The following is a 20,459-nucleotide window of genomic DNA, read 5'->3' on the forward strand; positions in this document are numbered from 1 at the left end:
TAAAAAAAGTAATTTTTCTTTATCAATAAAATTAATACATTCACCTTCTACTATATACATATCCAATAAATCTATTGTTGAAAGTTTTGATAAACTATTTGATATATTTATCTCATCAATAGTCTTCCATGTGATATTTTCTCTTATCAAATCTAAATTCAAATCATTAGAAAAAGAGATAAATAAGTTTTTTGGTATTATTAACCAACTTCTATGACTAAAAAAATTAAATAAATTTTGCATCTTAATGATATTTTGATGATATATCTATACCGTTCTCAAATACACTCCCATCAGGATGATAAACTCTGATATGTTCATTTCCTAATTTATCTTTCCAATGATATGTAATTAACATGTCATTTTCTTTTGAATGATTATAGAGTAATGCATCACATTGCGAACAAGGAGGAAGGGGACCAGCAGGATATGATGAACTACTTCCTTTTTTGGAAAAAGTACAAAAATTGTACCAAAACGCAATAGTCCCAAATTCTCTCTTAAGTGATTTTTAGTCCTTTTCTTTCATATAAAACTTACCTTTGCTCAAGGAAGCTTCATCAAAGAAACGAATGTCCTCTATCTCAATGCGATATATGATATTATAGGGTGCCTCAGGCAGGTTATAGGATAGTATAGAAAATACTACTTTCTTGTGTGTCTGGGGATTCTGATAAATATAGTTACTCCTTTTGGTATCCTTGGCTTGGAAAATAGGATCATAGAAAACACGCCCCAACTTCTCTGTTAGCTCAGGAAAAGAGATAGGATATATAGCCTTTTCATAGCTCACTTTTCCTGCTTTGATACTATAGGGACTATAAAGGAATAAGTCTAAGGTGTATGCGCGCTCAGCTGCTCTCTTATAAGATATTAGCTTGGCATTATTATCATATTTTTCCTTATCCAGATCTATATAAGCTACTTTTTCTTGGGTAAATCCTGCAAAGCTGCTTTTCTTTTCTTCAAGGAGAAGATATTTCTTTTCAGGGGATATACTTTGAAAAATAGCATATATCTTCTCCTCTGAAGGCTCTTCTTGGGTTACCTGCTGACAGAAATCAAGTAATATCTCTATCAACTCTTTAGAATTCTGTGCCCTTAGAGGGAGACAGACATACAAAAATAAAAGTATCCATATTCCTTTTTTCATTTTATACAGCTTTTCTATAAGGTACAAAGATAAAATTTATCCTTTTATTTACAACCAAACGAGCTATGATTAACAGATAAATAACAAAAATAGCCAATATATAGAACACTCCTAAGACCGCTTGTAATTCTAAAAAAAATTGTACTTTTGTGCTTTCAAATATTGATACCAATGAACCTATATCCACTTAGCTTTGCCCCTATCTTTAAGGAACGTATTTGGGGCGGAGAGAAACTTGAGAAGGAACTCCATAAGCCTATCCATCAGCCTCTTATAGGAGAGAGTTGGGAGGTCTCTACAGTAAAAGGAGATGTTTCTGTCATTAACAATGGTGCTCTAAAGGGTACTTCCTTACAAGCTCTCATAGAGCAAGCACCTGAAGCTCTCTTAGGCCGTGCAGTATATAAGCGATTTGGGACAGACTTCCCGCTGCTTATCAAGTTCATAGATGCTGCTCAAGACCTCTCCATACAAGTACACCCCGATGATGCTTTGGCCAAAGCCCGCCATAACTCCTTTGGAAAAACTGAGATGTGGTATATCATGGAGGCAGATACAGATGCTTCTATCATTATAGGCTTCAATAAAAACGTGAGCCGAGAGGAGTACCAAGCCCACTTGGCTGATAAGACCCTTAGCCAACTGCTTCATTTTGAAAAGGTAAAACATGGGGATATGTTCTTTATCCCAGCGGGGAAAATCCACGCCATAGGAGCTGGAGTCTTATTGGCTGAAATCCAACAGACCAGTGACATCACTTACCGCGTATATGACTTTGACCGCAAGGACAAAAATGGTAATTACCGAGAACTACATACAGAACTTGCCTTGGACGCTATTGATTTTGAGCAGAAAGATGATTTTCGCAAGTCCTATGCCAAGGCGGAAAACACCGTTAATCCTGCTGTGGTATCACCTTATTTTACTACAGATTATTTGAAAATCAACCAAGAGATGCCCCTGACCCTTTCAGGAGAATCTTTCCATATCTATATGGGGGTTGCTGGTAAGGGCAGCCTACAATATGGGGATATGGAACTGCCATTGGAAAAAGGGCAAACTGTATTGGTACCTGCCTGCTGTAAGCAAATCAGCCTTAAGGGAGATATGGAGGTCTTACAAGTATCTTGCTAAAAGAGAGGAAAGTGGTTATAGAAAAAATAATCTTAGGGGTAGACCCTGGTACGACCGTTATGGGCTTTGGTATCATAGAGGTAGTGAAGAACCAGATGCGTTTTGTTCAGATGAATGAACTCTTACTGAGCAAGTACGACAATCACTACCTCAAGCTCAAGCATATATTCGAGCGTACTACCGAGCTTATAGACACCTATCACCCAGATGAGTTGGCCATAGAAGCCCCCTTTTTCGGAAAGAATGTACAATCCATGCTCAAGCTGGGGCGTGCCCAAGGAGTGGCCATGGCGGCTGGGCTGGCTCGCGATCTGCCTATTACCGAATACGAACCCAAGAAAGTAAAAATGGCCATCACTGGCAATGGAAATGCCTCCAAGGAACAGGTAGCCAAGATGTTGCAGCAGTTGCTCAAGTTCAAAGAGCTACCCTCTCACCTTGATGCTACCGATGGGCTAGCCGTAGCTGTCTGTCACTTTTTCAATGGCGGAAAGGCCGAAAAGCAACAAAGTTACTCCTCTTGGGAGGCCTTTGTCAAGCAAAACGAAAACAGAATTTCTTGAGCCATGTATAGCCTCTATATACATATTCCTTTTTGCCGACAGGCCTGCCATTACTGTGATTTCCACTTCTCCACGACCCTAAAGCACAAAGAAGAGATGGTCAAGGCCTTATGCAAAGAATTGGAACTAAGGAAAGCGGAGGCTACCACTCCCCTACAGACCATCTATTTGGGCGGAGGCACCCCTTCTGTATTGACTTTTGCAGAGCTAAGCGAGTTATTTGCTACTATCTACCAGCACTACAAGGTCAATGAAGGGGCTGAAATCACTATAGAGGTCAATCCTGATGATTTTTCCCGCCCCAATAGTGAGCTTTCCTTAGCTCAGTTAAAAGAATTGGGCATTAACCGCCTTAGTGTGGGGGTACAATCCTTCTATGAGGATGACTTACGGCTGATGAATCGGGCACATAGTGCTGTACAAGCCACTGCTTTTTTGGAACAAGCCGTTCCTCTATTTGCCAATACCACTATAGACCTTATCTACGGGATTCCCCATATGACTCAGGAGCGCTGGCGCTCGAATATAGAGCGGGCGCTTTCCTTCGGGATACCTCATCTTTCGGCCTACGCTCTTACAGTAGAGCCTCGTACCGCCTTATACCAGTTTATCCAGAAAGGCAAAATCCCCCCTACCGATGACGGGCAAGCCAGCCAGCACTTTTACTTACTCAAGGAACGCTTAGAGCAAGCAGGCTTTGTGCATTACGAACTCTCTAATTTCGGTAAGCAAGGCTATTTTAGCCAAAACAATACCGCCTATTGGGAGCAAAAACCCTATATGGGGATAGGCCCTTCGGCACATAGCTACAATGGGCAAGCACGTATGTGGAACATAGCTCATAACATAAAGTATATACGCCAAATAGCTCAGGGTATTCTCCCCCAAGAGCAGGAAATCCTATCAGAGAAAGACCGCTATAACGAACGTATTATGACTGGGCTTAGGATACGCAAAGGTATCTCCTTGGAGAAGATCCAAGCCGATTTTGGCCAAGAGTATCTGAACTACTTAATCAAAGAAGCCTTTCCCTATATAGAGAAAGGCCTATTGTTAAACAATGAAAATCATCTGATCACCACTGATGCAGGATTATTTCTCAGTGATGGTATTGCCGCTGATTTATTCATGGTATAGGGCTTAGAAGGTGTATTTGATCCCTATACCCAATATCTGTTTGAACTGTACTCGTGGGCTGTATAAGTGTTTAGCACCATTGGGCAATATTTCTTCTTTGAACTTGATATCATCATCATACTTCAGGTGCGTGCCGATACGTGCTTGTAAGTAGTTGTTAATCTTCATATCTATAGACATTTGCCAGTCTATATCTATATTACCGAAGCTCTTGTCATACTGAGTATATAGGGAAGCCTGGTTGGTCATCTTGACATTCTCATAGATATCCATTTCATGCTTGCCCGATACTAAGAAACCTACTTCGGTAACACTGCGTTTGGAGTGTTTTATAAGGTTTCCTGCATTGTCATACTCAGCTACCGGTAGACCAAAAGAACCCTTATCGGCCAATTTCTGATCCATAACAAAGGTAGATTTCAAGGTAAGTGGAGAGACGAAAAGGGCTGTTTTACCATCCTGTGGTGCATACTCCGCACCAATACCTATATACAGATAACCTGGTGCCATAAAACGAGAGATCGGCTCATCGTCTGCCTCTCTTGGATAGTCATACCCATCGCTGAACTGGGTGTTGAAAGTCAGCTTGGCCGAATAATACCAATCCCTAAAGCCTGTACGATAACCATAGGAAGAAGTAAAGGTAACTTGGTCATCCGTTTTTCTAAGGCCTTCTCCCTTTTGGGCGTTGATTCCATAGTTGGCCACCAGTTCGTTATCCCAGAAATAATTTTTTACCAAGTAACGACGGCGAAATTTTACATCGGCTAGGAAGGTAATGGAATTTACCCCCCCTGCATTCCAGTTGGAATACGCCACCTCACTCATGTTAAGCCCCACTGAGTTGAACTTATACCAGCGTTCATTCTGTAGTTTTAACTTCTCAAAGGTATAACTCAGTTCGTTTTTACTAAAATCCACCTCTTTTACCCGAATAATAGGCGGCATAATCCTCGGACGCACTTTTCTTACCTGCGCTTGTAATGGCAAAGCAAACGAAAGAATAATGATACTAAGTAGTAACTTCTTCATCTTTTATAATTGTTAATTGTTAATAGTCGTTAGTGATTAGTGGTTAGTGATTAGTGGTCAGTCACTAGTCATTAGTCACTAGTCACTAGTCACTAGTCATTAGTCACTAGTCATTAGTCACTAGTCATTAGTCACTAGTAATTAGTCACTAGTAATTGGTCACTATCTAAGTTTATAGGTTAGTGAGAGTCCTATACAGGGGCTATTATTAAAGTAATTCTGATACATGAATGGTTCTAAGGAAAGGTTTTCATCGACATTGAATTGTTTGAGGTGAGCATCTACATTGGCCTCAATGATATTAAGCGCGTAGAAGCCTATGGCAAAGAGCATAGCCATTTCCTTATTTCTTCGGTAGAGATTTTGGGCACGGCGGAGCGCATCGGTGCTTAAGCGTGGCACTCCGTCCTGACGGCCAGGGTAGAACTCGTCGTCGGTACGCCCATCCAGACGACTCTTGTAGGCATCCCGATAGCGGTTTAGCTCCTTGTCGTTCTCTATATACAGATAAGTAGGAATCCCTATGGCCAAATATACAATAGGGATTTTCCAATAACTCTTGTTATAGGCCTGCCCCAGTCCTGGGATAATTGCCGAGTAAAAGGCCGCACGTGCTGGAGAAAGTGGATCGGTATTCCAAGTAGGAGTGACCACCTTATCGGCAACCACTACAGGGGGGTGCTCCTTTACCGATAAGGTATCGGATTGCGCCCAAGCCCTAGAGGCCAAGAGTATCGTTATCAGTATATAAAAGCTAAGCCTCACCGTGTAGAATTTTTTGTATACGTTCTAATTCCTCTTCTGTTTGGAAAGGAATTTCTATCTTTCCCTTACCCGACTTATCTATTTTCACTGCAAAGTGCTTGCCAAAGCGTTGGCGTAGTCCTTCGAGGCGTTCTGCTACGAAAGACGGCAGTGGCGCAGGTGCTTCCTTGCTCTTAGGCTCTTGTTTGGGAGGGATTACTGCCACCTTTTGTGGATTCTTGAGCTGTTGCACAGCCTGCTCGGTATCGCGTACGGAGAGGTCTTGGGCAACGATACGGTTATAGAGTTCCAATTGTTGCTCCTTATCCTCAATATTGATCAGCGCGCGTCCGTGCCCCATGGAGATAAAGCCGTCACGAATCCCTGTTTGTATAATAGGGTCCAACTTCAAAAGGCGTAGATAATTGGTAATGGTAGAGCGTTTCTTGCCCACCTTTTCACTCATCTGCTCTTGGGTAAGGCTCAGTTCCTCAATCATACGATTGTAGCTTAGCGCTACCTCGATAGGGTCTAGGTCTTGTCGCTGGATATTTTCCACCAATGCCATCATGAGCGATTCCTCATCATTGGCAATACGTATAAAGGCAGGAATAGAAGTAAGTCCCGCCATTTTGGCTGCTCTCCAGCGGCGTTCTCCAGAGATGAGTTCGTACTTTTGGGTATCTATTTTTCTAACCGTAATGGGCTGAATAACCCCTAATTCCTTGATAGAAGAAGCCAATTCACTAAGGGCTTCCTCACTAAAGACGGTACGTGGCTGATAAGGGTTTTCGGTAATCTGGTCTAAGGGTAGCTCTAGTACATTACCTATGAGCTTATCTGCATTGGTATCGGAGGCCGATTGTATATCCTCAGCAGGGAGCAAGGCTCCTAAGCCACGCCCCAATCGTTGTCCTTTGTTTAACTTTCCCATGCTATGCCTTCGTATTCTTTTTAATAATTTCTTCTGCTAAGCTGATATAGTTGGCCGCTCCCTTACTAGCTGCATCATAACTGATGATGGTTTCCCCGAAGCTAGGCGCCTCACTAAGGCGGATATTTCGCTGAATAATGGTTTCAAAAACCATCTCACTGAAATGTTTTTGCACCTCTTCCACCACTTGGTTGGAGAGTCTTAGGCGTGCATCGTACATAGTCAAGAGCAGTCCTTCTATATCCAAGGCTGGATTATGGATTTTCTGTACACTTTTGATGGTATTGAGAAGCTTGCCTAATCCTTCAAGAGCAAAATACTCACATTGGATAGGAATAATCACCGAATCGGCAGCAGTAAGTGCGTTAAGAGTGAGCAGTCCCAGAGAGGGCGCACAATCTATAATGATATAGTCATATCTGTCCTTGATGGGTGCTAGAGCCTCCTTGAGCATATACTCACGGCGGGGCTTATCCACCAATTCTATTTCGATAGCCACCAAGTCTATATGTGCGGCAATTAGGTCTAAGTTAGGCGAGTTGGTAGGGACTATGGTGCCTTCGGCCTCCACGGAATGTTCCAAGACCTCGTAGGTTCCACGCTCTACACCCTCTACATCTATTCCCAATCCAGAGGTAGCATTGGCCTGAGGGTCGGCATCTATCAGGAGTACCTTTTTTTCCAAAACCCCTAAAGCAGCCGCTAAATTAATAGAAGAGGTAGTCTTTCCGACCCCTCCTTTTTGGTTGGCTACAGCTATGATTTTGCCCATAATATCTTATTATTTTTTCAGAGGGTAAAAGTACGGCTATTTTTGCGATTGACAAAACAAAGTTATTAACAATATTAGTTAAAAAACATTTGCAGTTACTTAGCCATTTATAACTGCAAATGTTTTTATTTCTTAAGCGGTAATCATACCCCCATCTATACGGAGCACCTGTCCTGTAATGTAAGAGCTCATATCGGAGGCCAAGAATACACAAGCGTTGGCAATATCCTGAGCGGTTCCGCCACGCTTAAGAGGAATGGTATCACGCCAGCCTTGTACTACCTCTGGAGAGAGCTTGGCGGTCATTTCAGTTTCTATAAAACCTGGGGCAATAGCATTGCAACGGATATTACGAGAACCCAACTCCAAGGCTACCGACTTGGTAAAGCCCAAGATACCTGCCTTAGAAGCAGCATAGTTAGCCTGACCAGCATTGCCCTGTACCCCTACCACGCTACTCATATTGATAATATTACCTGAACGTTGCTTAAGGAATACCTTCTGTACCGCCTTGGTCATATTGAAGATAGACTTGAGGTTTACGGCGATTACTTTATCAAAATCTGCTTCACTCATACGCATAAGCAGATTGTCCTTGGTAATTCCTGCGTTATTGACCAATATATCAATTCCGCCAAAGTCTGCTAAGACCTTTTCTACCAACTCTTCGCATGCTGCAAAGTCGGCCGCATTGCTCTGATAAAAGGCGATTTTGGCGCCTTTGTTTCTAAGCTCTTGTATCTCAGCTTCGGCCTCTTCAGGAGCAGTTCCATAGAAAGTAAAAGCTACATTAGCCCCTTGTTCTACAAAGGCCTTTACTATTCCTGCTCCTATGCCGCGGCTACCACCTGTAACAATCGCGGTTTTTCCTTTTAGTAAATTCATTTTTTTATATTTTTATTATTAGTTTAGTGATTGGTGATTAGTCTATTTTTCTGAGTTTAAAAAAGTATTTGTCAAAATCTTCTGTATAATACATTCCCTTTATCCGAGGGTGCTTTGTCTCTATTATTAGGAGACTATCCAAAAAAAGCAGATATTCTCCTCTGTAGGTCGTATCTTTGGTCATCTGCCCATCTAAATATTCTGTAAAATAGATATCCTCACGCTTGAAACGCATATTATTCATAGGAGAGTGCGTATATTTTTGAGGATTTGCTGCCTTTTTTATACTATCAAATAGTGCTTGTCTGTTGCGCATACTGAGGGTTGGGGGAATTTCTTCTTTTTCCATATTGGGAAAGCCTACAAGTAGCCCATCCTCTGTATAGACCACTTCTCTTTCTACATTCTCTAGTACCCTTTCCATGGTTATCTTTTGGTCTATTTTCTTTAGGTAAATATCATGCACATCCCAAACGGTGCCCTTAGGAGCGGCACCTCCGAAAGGATTTCCCATAACAATAGCATCAGGTTCATATCCTTCCTTCTTGACTTCCAAATGTATATGGACAGCAGGTGCCTCATTTCCTATAAAGGTAAATTCGTGGTACCTCTTCTCTGGAATTGTAAAATACCCCTGTTCATCCGTCTGTACCTCCCCTACCTGACATTGTGCAATAGGATTGTCATAGTAATCCAATACCCTCCCTACTATGGTCGGACTTGCCATTCGTGAAACTAAACACGAAGAAGATAACACACTTATGAGAAATAACACATAGTTTTTCATAACCTACCTCCTTGATTTTCGTATCATATAAACTGCCAAAAGAGCAAACATCACATTGGGGATAATCACCGCCATAAGGGGGGTAATCCCTGACTTCTCCGCCATGATCCCAAAGACACGCTCAAAGAACACGTAAGAGAACCCGATGAGCACCCCAAAGGCCAGATTGACTCCCATACCACCTCGCTTCTTGACCGAGGAAACCGCAACTCCTATGACTGTCAATATAAATACGTTGAAAATCGCTGCCCAACGGCGGTAATACACCAGCTCATAGATGCGAATATTAGGCGAACCCTTTTGGCGCTCCTGAGCGATAAACTTGTTTAGCTCAAAGAAATTCTTCGTCTCAGCGGCGTATTCTATCGGGAGTAGGTCGGTAGTTTTGAAGTTGAGTAAGGTATCTTTCTGATAGGCTTCCTCATAGATATCGTCCAACTCTCCTACCTTGCGATGGGTGTAATTATATAGTTCATAGGTCTTTATACTATCTTTCTCTACCCACTTAATGGTCGAAGCTGTAATCTTGTCGGTTAGGGTAAGGCCATTAAACCGCTCTAAGACAAAGTTATCTCCTTCATTCTTATTAGCATCAAAATCACTGACATAAATATATTCGTTGTCATTAATCTGGTTAAAGAGGTTATTCCCTTTGGAATACAAGCCAGGGGAGAGATAAGTCCCATAGAACTCATTGTACACCCCACTGGAGTAAGGTACTACAAACATTCCCATCACCAGCACGAAAGCCGAAAGTATGGTCGCCCCAAAGAAATAAGGACGCAAGAAACGGTTGTAGGAAATCCCCGAACTAAGCATGGCTACAATCTCCGTCTTCTCGGCCAGCTTGGAGGTGAACCATATCACCGAGAGGAAGAGGAAGATTGGATAAAGAATGTTGGCAAAATGCACCACAAAGTTGGCATAATACTTCAAAATCGCCTCAGTGGGGGCATTGTTCTCTGTCATCTTCTGGTTTTTCTCGGCGAAATCCACCAAAATCCCGATGGGGATAAACATCAGGAAGAGGGCAGAATACGTCAGGAAATAACGCTTGAGTATGTATCGGTCAATTATTTTCATTCCTTGAGTAAAGTTTCGCTGGGATTACAAACGGTTATTCATCTGGCTGACCATTTGGTTTTTCCACTGGGAGAAATCGCCTTGCAAAATATGTTTCCTTGCCTCACGCACCAGCCAAAGGTAGAAGCCCAAGTTGTGAATAGAGGCGATTTGCTTACCTAAGGACTCCTCAGCGGCAAAGAGATGGCGCAGGTAAGCCTTGGTATAGTAAGTATCTACAAAGGTATAACCATTTTCATCGATAGGTGAAAAATCGTTTTCCCACTTTTTATTTTTTATATTAATGGTACCATGAGCGGTAAAGAGCATACCGTTGCGTGCATTGCGGGTTGGCATCACGCAGTCAAACATATCCACGCCCAAGGCAATATTCTCCAAGATATTGATAGGTGTACCCACTCCCATAAGGTATCGAGGCTTATCCTTGGGAAGAATATCGCAAACCAGTTCGGTAATCTCGTACATTTTCTCAGCTGGTTCTCCTACCGAGAGCCCGCCTATAGCATTTCCATCAGCCCCTTTGGAGGCGATATATTCAGCAGAGGCACGGCGCAAGTCAGGATATACGGAACCCTGTACAATAGGGAAAAGAGACTGATGGTAACCATACTTAGGCGCGTTCTCCTGCAAGTAACTGATACAGCGATCCAGCCAACGATGCGTCATGTGCATAGAGCGCTTGGCATAGGGATATTCGCAAGGATAGGGTGTACATTCGTCAAAGGCCATGATAATATCAGCCCCTATGCTACGCTGTATTTCCATAGATTTCTCAGGAGAAAAAAAGTGATACGAGCCGTCAATATGGCTTTTGAATCGCACGCCTTCTTCCTTTATCTTTCGGGTGCTGGAAAAAGAATATACCTGATATCCCCCGCTATCGGTAAGGATATTTCTGTCCCAGTGCATAAACTTATGTAAGCCCCCCGCCTGCTCCAGTATAGAAGTGGTCGGGCGCAGGTAGAGGTGATAGGTATTTCCAAGGATAATATCCGCATTGATATCCTCGGACAGTTCCCTCTGTTGTACTCCCTTGACAGAAGCCACCGTACCCACGGGCATAAAGATAGGCGTTTCTATCACCCCATGATCGGTAGTGATACGCCCTGCACGGGCACAAGTGGCGGCATCTGTAGATAGTAATTCAAAATTCATATAAGACTCTTTTTCAGGGTGCAAAGATAGTCAAAATTTAGCTTTTAGAAAAGCTGTGTGATAAAGTAAATTATCAAACCTACCAATCCCCCCACTAAAGTACCATTGACACGAATAAATTGTAAGTCCTTGCCTACCTCCAATTCCAATTTCTCACTCAGCTGATGCCCCTCCCACTGCGCTACCGTAGCGGAAATAAGGCGACCTACCTCCTGCTTGTTCCTTAAAACAAACTGATAGGCGATCTTCTGCAACCAAGCATCTATTTGAGATTGTAAAGCGGTATTGGCTCGTAGCTCCTCGGTAAGGTGCGCGATCCCCTTTTGGAGCAAAGCCGTTAGTTGCTGCTGCCATTGGGGGGTATCCAGTCTCTGGGCAAAGTCATAAAGCTCCCCTGTAATCTCCTTTCGGACAGGATGGGAGGGCTCTTGTGCCATTTTGAGTATATATTGATAAAGCCCTTCGGCTACCTTTTCGGCTATTGCTTCTCTGATAAAGGCGGGGACAAGCATAGGAAACTGGTCATCAATCTGGCGCTCCAATATCTGGCGATGCGTATCGAGATAAGTGGCTACTTTCTTAAGCGCCTCAGAGAGTAAGCCCTCATGCTTGTGTTCTTTCAAGAATTGTACCAAAAGCGCGCTGGCTTTGGTATGAAGTGGATAGCTTTCTATAAAAGCCGTCAGCTGGGCAGAAGTGTTTTCCTTAGAAAGCCAGTCCAAAACAAAAGAAGAAGGCTTAATCTTGGTGATATAAGGGCGTATTTGTTGGGATTTTAGAAAGTTTTCCACCACAAAGGCTCCTAAGTTCTCGCCTATATCATTCTTTCTGGCCTCAATGAGGTTGGTATGCGGAATATTCAGCCCCATAGGACGGCGAAAGAGTGCCACCACGGCAAACCAGTCCGCCAGTGCTCCGACCATAGCCGCCTCCGAAAAAGCCTTCAGATAGCCCACCCAACTCCACTGGTGGGCTTTGCGCTGGCAAATAACCGCTGTTATATAGAGTACTAACATCAGTAGTAAGAGACCTAAGGCTAGGTTCTTATGCTGCTGGAGCTTTTTCTGCTTGAAATCTACTTCCATTACTCATCATATTTTGTTTCAGGAAAGTCTAAATAGACGGCACTATACGTGTCTTTTTCTTTGGTTATGAGTACTTTATAATCGGTATATCCTTCTTGAAAATCTCTGTGTATAGCAAGGACAATCCCATCGGGGGTTTGTGTTGCTTTTTTCACTTCATCACCAAATCCTTCATTTTCAGCAAGTTCAAAGAAATCTACTTTTTTTCTTGATGAATGGTCATACCCAAAGGCTTCAAGAGCGAAATCATTTTTCTCTAAAGTAACTAGTCCCTTAAAACCATCTATAGTAACCAATACCACAGGATCAAAAGGAGCTTCACAACCAGTAAGCCCATCCTCATCGAAGACTCCTACCCCATAGTATTCTGTCCGATAAATCCGAATTGCCTGTGAAGCATCGAAAACTTTTTCGAAAGGTTTTTCTTGAAGCTTATAGACACGCCTTCCATCTAGAATAAGTGGTTCTCCATTGGGCAGTTCTGCTTTTACAAAATGATACTCATTACAATATTCTTGGGTATCATTATACATTAGCTCTGAAATTGCCTTGATTGTAACAAATTTCCGATCCAGATCCATGCGATACTCCAAGAATTTCCCTTTTTTATCATAAGTAGCAATAGTATCCCCCATAAGGATAGCCTCCCCTTTCTCTCTTTTGAAGGCAATATCTTTTACTCCATCAGGAATATTAGGAATATAATCATCTTCTGTATTCTCTTGTGTTACTTCATCTTCTGTTATGACAGGAGGTTCTTCTGTCATTTCAGAGGAAGAAGATTTGAAAAAATTACAACTTACAAGCAATGATGCTACCAGAATATAAATAATCTTTTTCATTTGATTTGGTATAATTAATTTGTTTTTTCTGTTACCAAAATAGTTTCCCAGCCATCGTAGTTTCCATGGGTGTCTAATGCAATATCTATCAAGTCCCATGTATCGCCATCTATATCAATAGGCGTATTTTCCTTGGAGAGGATGAGGCGATAGCCCAAGTCCTCCAAATCCTCTTCACCTTCTTCAGCCTCTACTTTTTCACTACTATACACGGTAAAGCCCAAAGCAGCTGCTTTTTCTATAGCGCTGAGCATATCCTGCTCGGTATCAAAATAAAGCCAATGCTCTATAGGGCGTGGCACCTCCACTTGGTCGTCATTCTCTTGACAAGCATAAAGTATCTCCCTATTATAGATAGTCTGCTTTTCGTAAATATTGGGATATAAGCCTTTTAGGAAGAAATTCCATTGCTTATCCTCGGAACACTCCACCTGATAGGTGTAACCCATGCTACTATCCCAAGTAGCGCTTAAGCGCTCTTGCAGTGCCTCAGGTGCCTGAGAATAGAAATACCAAGTAACTTCGCCCCGCGCAGTAAGCACCGCTACCAATATATCCTTATCGGACTGCAAGGGACGAAATATCTTGTCCCCTATCGCATAAATGGTAGGACGCTCCTCATCGGAAGAGAAGCCATTTTTGTCAGGATCTTTGAGTACCACTGTGATTTTTACACAATAGGAGAAGCCCTCTATGGGTGCTACTTCATTAAGGGCTAAGTTCAATCGGAACACTGCTGGGTCGTCATCAATCCAGCTTCTATAAACGTTCCATTCTTGGGGAATTTTATTTGTCATTTCTCTAGTTTTTAGTGATTAGTGGTTAGTTGTTAGTCATTAGTCACTGGTCATTAGTCACTGATCATTAGTCATTAGTCATTGGTCATTAGTCGTTTGTCATTAGTCACTGGTCATTAGTCGTTGGTCATTAGTTATTAGCTCCACCATCTTCCTGAAAAGGTTACTCTCATCAGAAAATAATTGCCCTTAAGAGAGGGCATTACACCTGAGAGGGTCGGGTTTTGCAGAAAATACTGAAGGCTCAGTTGTATGATATGTCGCTCTAACTCAAAGGTATTTTGTACGCCTAAGGCGAAGACCATACGTGTTTTCTCGTTCTTATCCAAGTCTTTTCTATCCTTTAGTCCCTCATCCTTGGGCGTGAAACTCACCCCACAGCCTCCTATGGAAACCAAGCCACCAAGGTGATACTGCTCATTCTCCCAAAAAGGATGCGTATATTCCAAAAGGACAAATACGCCTGAGAGGCTATTCTTCTCGGAGGTAAAATGCTCATAGAGAGGAGCGGAGGAAAACGTTCCTTTCGTATAGTCATAGACGTATTTTTTCTCTCCTGTATCTCGCTGATAGTGCACAGGATATTGGCTTTTTGAAGCTATTAAAAAGCCTGCGGTAAGCCCTAAAAAGCTCCCTTCATGTCCCAACTGTAGGCTCACCGATACAGGGTTTAGCATAACCCCCGCCTGCTGATTCTCCCCCAAAGGGAACGCTGCCCCTACTCCCAAGCCCATAAAAAGACCATCTTGTGCCACCATAGCCCCTGAGAAGAGTAGGAAAAACAAACTCATACACACCTTTTTCATAACCATTAGATTTTAAGTTCTAAAGCTCCGATCTTGGCCAAGACATACTTACCTATGACGTCAAATTCCAAATTGACCTTGTCCCCTACCCCAAGGGTATGGAAACAAGTATGCTCATAAGTATAAGGAATCACCGCTACGGAGAAGGCTCCTTTTCGTGAACCTACCACCGTAAGGCTCACCCCATTGATAGTAATAGAGCCTTTTTCTATGGTCATATTCCCCAAGGAAGGATCGTAGTGAAAGGTAAAGACACGACTGCCCTCGGCGTCCTCAATAGCATGGCAAATGCCCACCTGATCCACATGCCCTTGTACAATATGCCCGTCCAAGCGGTCGCCGAGCTTCATGGCGCGTTCGAGATTGACCTTGTCTCCTACCTGCCAAGAGCCTAAGGCGGTCTTTCGAAGGGTTTCATCTATAGCTACCACCTCGTATATATTGCCCTCAATCCCTACTACAGTAAGGCATACCCCGTTGTGTGCTACACTCTGGTCTATCTTAAGCGCAGCGGCAAGCTCGCTTTCTATAAAAAAGTGGCGGTTCTTCCCTTGGGAAGTTATTTTTGCCACGCTACCAATTTTTTCAACAATTCCTGTAAACATTTTCAATAAAATTACGTATTTTTGCACCTCAAAACGCGTACGCTGAAATACGCTGCAAATTAACAAAAAAATGGCCGAAAAAACAAATATTCGTATAGGAGTTTCCATAGGGGATCTCAATGGAGTAGGTTTGGAAGTGGTAATGAAGACCTTTGCCGATGAACGCATGTTGGACTTCTGTACGCCTGTGCTCTTTGCCTCGAACAAAGTCATTGCTTTTGGGAAAAAACAATTTGGTATTGATTTCACCTACAATGGCATCGTACATCTGAACTCTATTATTGACCACAAACTCAATGTCATGAATATATGGCGGGAGCTTCCCGCTATCCAGTTGGGCACCCCTACTCCTGAGAGTGGTCAGTGTGCTTTGGACTCTCTCACCGCAGCAGTGGCTGCCCTAAAGGAGGGCGCGGTAGATGTACTAGTAACCGCCCCTATCAATAAGAAAAATATCCAATCCGAGAGTTTTCACTTCCCTGGACATACCGACTACTTAGCACAAGAGCTAGCAGGCGATAGCCTGATGTTCATGGTATCGGACGAGCTACGTGTGGGGCTACTCACTGACCATGTACCTCTCAAAGATGTCGTAAAGCATATAACTCCTGCCCTAGTCGAGAAAAAAATCCGCCTTATGGAAGCCTCTTTGCGTATGGATTTTGGTATTATTCGCCCTAAAATAGCTGTCTTGGGTATCAATCCCCACTGCGGAGACCAAGGCGTTATAGGCAATGAGGAAGAGAGAATCATACACCCTGTGGTGCAAAAGCTCTACAAAGAAGGCATCTTAGTCTTCGGTACTTACAGTGCTGATAGCTTCTTTGTCTCTGACTATAAGCACTTTGACGGAATTATCGCTCCTTATCACGACCAAGGACTCATTCCTTTCAAGATGATGTCCTTCGGCAAGGGGGTCAACTTCACCGCAGGACTTTCTAAAGTACGTACCTCCCCTGACCATGGTACCGCCTATGCTATCGCTGACAAAGGTATCGCCGACGAAAGCTCCTTCCGCCAAGCCGTCTATACCGCTATAGACATATACAGAAGAAGAGCAGAGAACGAGGAGCTTATTGCCAATGCCTTAGACGTTAATAGCTTAGACAAAGGATTTTTGTCTAAAGAGAAGGGAGACTAAAATTAATGATTAATGTTTAATGATTAATTAACTAAGAACTAAGAACTCAAAACTCAAAACTATTAAGAACTATTTTTTATGGACTGGTTTTATAACTTAATGACCAACCACGAGAGTGTGGCCTATACGGTGATCATCTATAGTATTGTCATTGCCGCAGGGGTAGCGCTGGGAAAAGTCCGCATCGGGGGGATTTCCTTCGGTATTGCCTGTGTGCTTTTCACAGGTATTGCGGCCTCTCATTTTGGCTTCACTATCAATGGTGAAGTACAACATTTTATAAAGGAATTCGGACTGATCCTATTTGTCTATACAATAGGACTACAAGTAGGCCCTGGTTTCTTTGCCTCCTTCCAGCGAGAAGGGATTAAGTTCAACGCCTTGGCAGTATTGGCCGTATCACTATGTATGCTCACGGTGATTGCCATTCACTATCTCACAGGAATTGACATGCCTACTATGGTAGGGATCATGTCCGGGGCTGTTACCAACACCCCTGGACTGGGAGCCGCTCAGGCTACACTAAGCGATTTAGGCGCTACTGTATCCGACTCGGTACTCTCCACTGGCTATGCGGTAGCTTATCCCTTTGGGGTATTGGGGATTATTCTTGCGATGCTCGGCATGAAAGCCTTCGCCAAGATTAATATAGAAGCCGAAAAGCGACTACACAGTTTCCGCCATCGTGGAGAGCATTCCACCATTGTACGAGTAGCCTTTGAGCTAGAAAACCCGGCTCTTTTTGGCAAAAAACTCAATGCCATTCACCAGACTTTAGACTTCAACTTTATCTGCTCTCGTATCTTCAAAAAAGGAGAAGTGATTTTGGCCAATGACCATATCACCTTGGACAAAGGGGACATCATTCTTTTTGTCGTAGATAAGCAATATAGCGAAAAACTCAGCAACCTCATCGGAACATCCGTTAAGACCGAAGAATACTTCCCTGAGGATACTAAGAATAAAAAACTCATCTCTCGTCGTATCAATGTAACCCAAAAAGAGGCTTACACTAAGAAACTATCCGAAATGAATATATACGAACGTTTTGGAGTTACAGTTACTCGTGTGTATAGAGCAGGGATGGAGTTTGTTGCCTCTCCTGATACCAAGTTACAATTTGGTGATACCATTACTGTCGTAGGTAGCGAAGAGCAACTAAAGATTGCTACCAAAGAATTTGGTAACTCCAAGAAACGCCTAAGCACTCCACATATAGCCGAACTCTTCTTAGGAATCACCTTAGGGGTCTTAGTCGGCAGTATTCCTTTCCATATCCCTGGAGTACCTGTCCCCGTGAAATTAGGGTTGGCAGGCGGGCCGCTGATCGTGGCCATTCTCATCAGCCGTTATGGCGGACGCCTTTCGGTTACTCACTATGTGTCCCAGAGTGCCAACCTGATGATTCGTGAAATAGGAATCGTCCTCTTCTTGGCCAGTGTAGGCTTAGATGCAGGTAAGAGCTTTATCAGCACCCTTACCGAGGGCGATGGCTTCTTCTGGATGGGACTAGGTGCTATTATCACCTTAGTACCGCTCGTGGTTACCGCTTGGCTCTCTCGCTGGAAGGGTAAGCTCAACTACTTAGAGACTTGTGGGCTTTTGGCAGGTGCCTCCACCGACCCTCCTGCTTTGGCTTTTGCCAACGACATGACAGGCTCTGATGTACCTGCGCTCACCTACGCCAGTGTATATCCACTTACTACCTTTATGCGTATTATGGTCGCCCAGCTGCTCATTGTTTTCTTTACATAAAAAAGACGCCATAAATTGCGCCTCTACCTATAAAAATACTCCCTACTACTTAGAGCAGATAGGGAGTATTTCATTTTTTACCAATCTGTATTTTTCTATTTCCTCGGCAGTGGCTACCTCCGTGCAGGGCAAGGGCAATACCGAAAAGCCTATACTTCGCAATTTGTCAAAGTAATCCATACCATAGATCCGCACATGGTCATATTGTCCAAAAATACGCGCCCGCTCCTTGGGGTCGGTAATAGAATCATCGGCAAAGGTCTCTGCCCGCTCTATCTCTTGGGGTACTTGGAAGATCCCCCAACCGCCTTTCTTGAGCACTCGGTAGAGCTCTCGCATGGCCTGCGTATCATCGGGGATATGCTCTAAGACATGGTTGCAGAGAACCACATCAAACTGCTCATTCTCAAACGGTAAGGCACAGATATCCGCTTTCACATCAGCCAAGGGCGAATATAGGTCGGAGGTGATATACTCCAAATTAGCCTGCTGCCTAAACCGCTTATAAAACGCTTGTTCTGGGGCAATATGCAACACCCTGAGTGGTGCAGAAAAAAAATCTGTTTTCCGTTTGAGATACAGCCACAACAACCTATGTCGCTCCAGCGAAAGCGTAGAGGGTGAGAGTACCCCCTCACGCACCTTGCCATAGCCATAGGGCAGAAAAGTGCGGAAGCTACGCCCATCTATCGGATCGGTATAGCGATCACCCTTGTAATAAAACGCCAAGAGTGGCCGCACCCAATAGCTGGCACGAATAAGCCAAGGGCGTGGAATCGTATTGAGTATCGTCTTAATCAGCCGCATTATTTATACAAAAATTCGTCCTCCTCATGGCTCTGGATACCCAGCGCCTCATAGATATACTTGAAAGTAGAAAGCAACTTAGGCTTGCCCTCTACCAGTGCTACATCATGCTCAAAGTGTGCCGAAGGCTTACCATCGCGGGTGAGAATCGTCCAGCCATCACGCAATTGGTTGATGTTCTTAGTCCCCATATTGATCATCGGTTCTATAGCTACCACCATACCCTCAACAAACTTTTTTCCGCGGCCTCGCTTGCCATAGTTAGGCATTTCAGGGTCTTCGTGCATTTTGGTTCCTACGCCATGCCCTACCAGCTCACGTACTACTCCATAGCCATGCTTTTCGCAATAGGTCTGTATGGCATAGCCTACATCCTCTACCCTATTGCCGAGCTTAAACTCACGAATGCCCATATAGAGCGATTCCTTGGTTACCTTTAGCAGTTGTGCCACCTCAGGGCTTACCTCCCCTACAGGGAACGTATAAGCATGGTCACCATAGTAGCCATTCTTCAGTGCCCCACAGTCTATGGAGATAATATCCCCTTCCTTCAAAGGCTTGTTGTTAGGAATCCCATGTACTACCTGAGCATTGGGACTCACGCAGAGTGTATTAGGAAAATCATATAAGCCCAAAAAACCAGGCTTAGCCCCCTGAGAGCGGATATAATCCTCTGCCAATTTGTCTAAGTATAAGGTAGTTACACCAGGTTTTATTTCCTTGGCCAACATGCCTAAGGTGCGAGAGACCACCTGGGCACTCTCGTACATAATCTCTATTTGTTCTCTTGTTTTTATCTTGATCATGGATTGAACTTTACAAACGCGCAAAAGTACGAAATTAATTGTCAATTGTTAATTGTTAATTGTTAATTAACTCATTCTTCGCAAAATCAATTATACTATTTAAGTTTCGCAAGTCGTTTTTAGGCTATTATTATAATTATAAAAAACTAATAATCAATTATTTGTAAAAACCTCCCCCCACTTCCAAAGGATAGTCTGCGAATACTTGGAGCAGAGTATGTGGGTTGCGAGAGCGGAGTATGTGTCTTTAAGGGCGTAGAAATAGCCTAATTTGTTTATCAAATTAGAAAATTTCCCTTCTATAACTTATTGAACCTCTATTACTTACTAACTCCCCCCTTGAGGGGGGGTAGGGGGGATGTTTTGAGAATCAGTAAGTTATAGAGCTTGCGAAACTTAAATAAATAACTAATTATCAACCACTTGTAAAACTTAA

The 20,459-nt window shown here is 43.2% G+C and carries 22 protein-coding genes; 5 read left to right on the plus strand and 17 right to left on the minus strand.

The genetic code is table 11. The annotated features are described in order from the left end of the window. Together HMPREF1154_RS12095 and HMPREF1154_RS12100 are read right to left on the minus strand one after the other, a co-directional pair. Positions 1–243 (minus strand): hypothetical protein (locus HMPREF1154_RS12095; RefSeq protein WP_034567501.1); only part of this gene is annotated, 243 nt, incomplete at its 3' end. Between the two features lie 268 nt (positions 244–511). Then, a complete protein-coding gene (locus HMPREF1154_RS12100) occupies positions 512–1,153 on the minus strand; it encodes a hypothetical protein (RefSeq protein WP_009642924.1) in 642 nt (213 codons plus the stop codon). A 171-nt stretch (positions 1,154–1,324) separates the two neighbouring features. On the opposite strand from HMPREF1154_RS12100, the gene HMPREF1154_RS12105 reads away from it, so the two are divergent. From HMPREF1154_RS12105 to hemW, 3 genes are read left to right on the plus strand one after another with little or no spacing between them, the layout of a single operon-like run. After that, positions 1,325–2,287, plus strand: a complete 963-nt coding sequence (locus HMPREF1154_RS12105; RefSeq protein WP_034567502.1) for a type I phosphomannose isomerase catalytic subunit — start codon at positions 1,325–1,327, stop codon at positions 2,285–2,287. Positions 2,288–2,304: 17 nt separating this feature from the next. Next, the gene (gene ruvC / locus HMPREF1154_RS12110; protein ID WP_034567511.1) at positions 2,305–2,850 is read left to right on the plus strand and encodes a crossover junction endodeoxyribonuclease RuvC; all 546 of its coding nucleotides are present in this window, start codon (positions 2,305–2,307) and stop codon (positions 2,848–2,850) included. 3 nt (positions 2,851–2,853) lie between these two features. Beyond that, entirely contained in the window at positions 2,854–3,987 is a 1,134-nt protein-coding gene (hemW, locus tag HMPREF1154_RS12115; RefSeq protein WP_009642922.1) for a radical SAM family heme chaperone HemW, read from the plus strand. Between the two features lie 3 nt (positions 3,988–3,990). Here hemW and HMPREF1154_RS12120 read toward each other — a convergent pair whose 3' ends face one another. The 13 genes from HMPREF1154_RS12120 to HMPREF1154_RS12180 form a co-directional block, all read right to left on the minus strand. Then, on the minus strand, positions 3,991–5,019 hold the full coding sequence (locus HMPREF1154_RS12120; protein WP_009642917.1) for a DUF3078 domain-containing protein: 1,029 nt from the start codon (positions 5,017–5,019) through the stop codon (positions 3,991–3,993). A gap of 162 nt (positions 5,020–5,181) precedes the next feature. Further along, positions 5,182–5,784: a DUF5683 domain-containing protein gene (locus HMPREF1154_RS12125; RefSeq protein WP_009642913.1), complete on the minus strand. Its 603-nt coding sequence runs from the start codon at positions 5,782–5,784 to the stop codon at positions 5,182–5,184. After that, positions 5,774–6,697, minus strand: coding sequence for a ParB/RepB/Spo0J family partition protein (locus HMPREF1154_RS12130; RefSeq protein ID WP_009642921.1), 924 nt, complete (start codon positions 6,695–6,697; stop codon positions 5,774–5,776). The genes HMPREF1154_RS12125 and HMPREF1154_RS12130 overlap by 11 nt, the downstream gene beginning before the upstream one ends. A gap of 1 nt (position 6,698) precedes the next feature. Next, entirely contained in the window at positions 6,699–7,469 is a 771-nt protein-coding gene (locus HMPREF1154_RS12135; RefSeq protein ID WP_009642911.1) for a ParA family protein, read from the minus strand. A 132-nt stretch (positions 7,470–7,601) separates the two neighbouring features. Further along, complete coding sequence (gene fabG, locus HMPREF1154_RS12140) at positions 7,602–8,354, minus strand: 3-oxoacyl-[acyl-carrier-protein] reductase (protein ID WP_009642905.1); 753 nt, start codon at positions 8,352–8,354, stop codon at positions 7,602–7,604. 37 nt (positions 8,355–8,391) lie between these two features. Then, positions 8,392–9,081, minus strand: a complete 690-nt coding sequence (locus tag HMPREF1154_RS12145; protein WP_009642915.1) for a hypothetical protein — start codon at positions 9,079–9,081, stop codon at positions 8,392–8,394. Positions 9,082–9,144: 63 nt separating this feature from the next. Next, on the minus strand, positions 9,145–10,224 hold the full coding sequence (locus HMPREF1154_RS12150) for an LptF/LptG family permease (RefSeq protein WP_009642918.1): 1,080 nt from the start codon (positions 10,222–10,224) through the stop codon (positions 9,145–9,147). A 24-nt stretch (positions 10,225–10,248) separates the two neighbouring features. Beyond that, positions 10,249–11,379, minus strand: coding sequence for a tRNA guanosine(34) transglycosylase Tgt (tgt, locus tag HMPREF1154_RS12155; RefSeq protein WP_034567505.1), 1,131 nt, complete (start codon positions 11,377–11,379; stop codon positions 10,249–10,251). 44 nt (positions 11,380–11,423) lie between these two features. After that, positions 11,424–12,464 carry a DUF445 domain-containing protein gene (locus HMPREF1154_RS12160; protein WP_009642907.1) on the minus strand — a complete coding sequence of 347 codons (1,041 nt, stop codon included), beginning with the start codon at positions 12,462–12,464 and terminating at the stop codon, positions 11,424–11,426. Continuing rightward, entirely contained in the window at positions 12,464–13,306 is an 843-nt protein-coding gene (locus tag HMPREF1154_RS12165) for a hypothetical protein (protein ID WP_034567507.1), read from the minus strand. The genes HMPREF1154_RS12160 and HMPREF1154_RS12165 overlap by 1 nt, the downstream gene beginning before the upstream one ends. 14 nt (positions 13,307–13,320) lie before the next feature. Then, positions 13,321–14,103 (minus strand): DUF695 domain-containing protein, encoded by a 783-nt coding sequence (locus HMPREF1154_RS12170; protein WP_009642900.1) that lies wholly within the window; start codon positions 14,101–14,103, stop codon positions 13,321–13,323. A 137-nt stretch (positions 14,104–14,240) separates the two neighbouring features. After that, complete coding sequence (locus HMPREF1154_RS12175) at positions 14,241–14,909, minus strand: hypothetical protein (RefSeq protein WP_009642916.1); 669 nt, start codon at positions 14,907–14,909, stop codon at positions 14,241–14,243. 5 nt (positions 14,910–14,914) lie between these two features. Continuing rightward, the gene (locus tag HMPREF1154_RS12180) at positions 14,915–15,514 is read right to left on the minus strand and encodes a riboflavin synthase (RefSeq protein WP_034567509.1); all 600 of its coding nucleotides are present in this window, start codon (positions 15,512–15,514) and stop codon (positions 14,915–14,917) included. A 70-nt stretch (positions 15,515–15,584) separates the two neighbouring features. Between HMPREF1154_RS12180 and pdxA the strand changes: the two genes are divergently transcribed. Both pdxA and HMPREF1154_RS12190 read left to right on the plus strand, forming a co-directional pair. After that, positions 15,585–16,655 carry a 4-hydroxythreonine-4-phosphate dehydrogenase PdxA gene (pdxA, locus tag HMPREF1154_RS12185; protein WP_009642920.1) on the plus strand — a complete coding sequence of 357 codons (1,071 nt, stop codon included), beginning with the start codon at positions 15,585–15,587 and terminating at the stop codon, positions 16,653–16,655. 78 nt (positions 16,656–16,733) lie between these two features. Beyond that, positions 16,734–18,410 (plus strand): putative transporter, encoded by a 1,677-nt coding sequence (locus HMPREF1154_RS12190; protein WP_009642919.1) that lies wholly within the window; start codon positions 16,734–16,736, stop codon positions 18,408–18,410. 45 nt (positions 18,411–18,455) lie between these two features. On the opposite strand, the gene HMPREF1154_RS12195 is transcribed toward HMPREF1154_RS12190, so the two are convergent. Both HMPREF1154_RS12195 and map read right to left on the minus strand, forming a co-directional pair. Further along, entirely contained in the window at positions 18,456–19,217 is a 762-nt protein-coding gene (locus HMPREF1154_RS12195) for a class I SAM-dependent methyltransferase (RefSeq protein ID WP_009642910.1), read from the minus strand. Beyond that, positions 19,217–20,023 (minus strand): type I methionyl aminopeptidase, encoded by an 807-nt coding sequence (map, locus tag HMPREF1154_RS12200; protein WP_009642914.1) that lies wholly within the window; start codon positions 20,021–20,023, stop codon positions 19,217–19,219. Before map ends, HMPREF1154_RS12195 begins: the two co-directional genes overlap by 1 nt. Positions 20,024–20,459 lie beyond the last annotated feature (436 nt).

It is taken from the genome of Capnocytophaga sp. CM59 (genome assembly GCF_000293175.1).
Classification (GTDB): domain Bacteria; phylum Bacteroidota; class Bacteroidia; order Flavobacteriales; family Flavobacteriaceae; genus Capnocytophaga; species Capnocytophaga granulosa.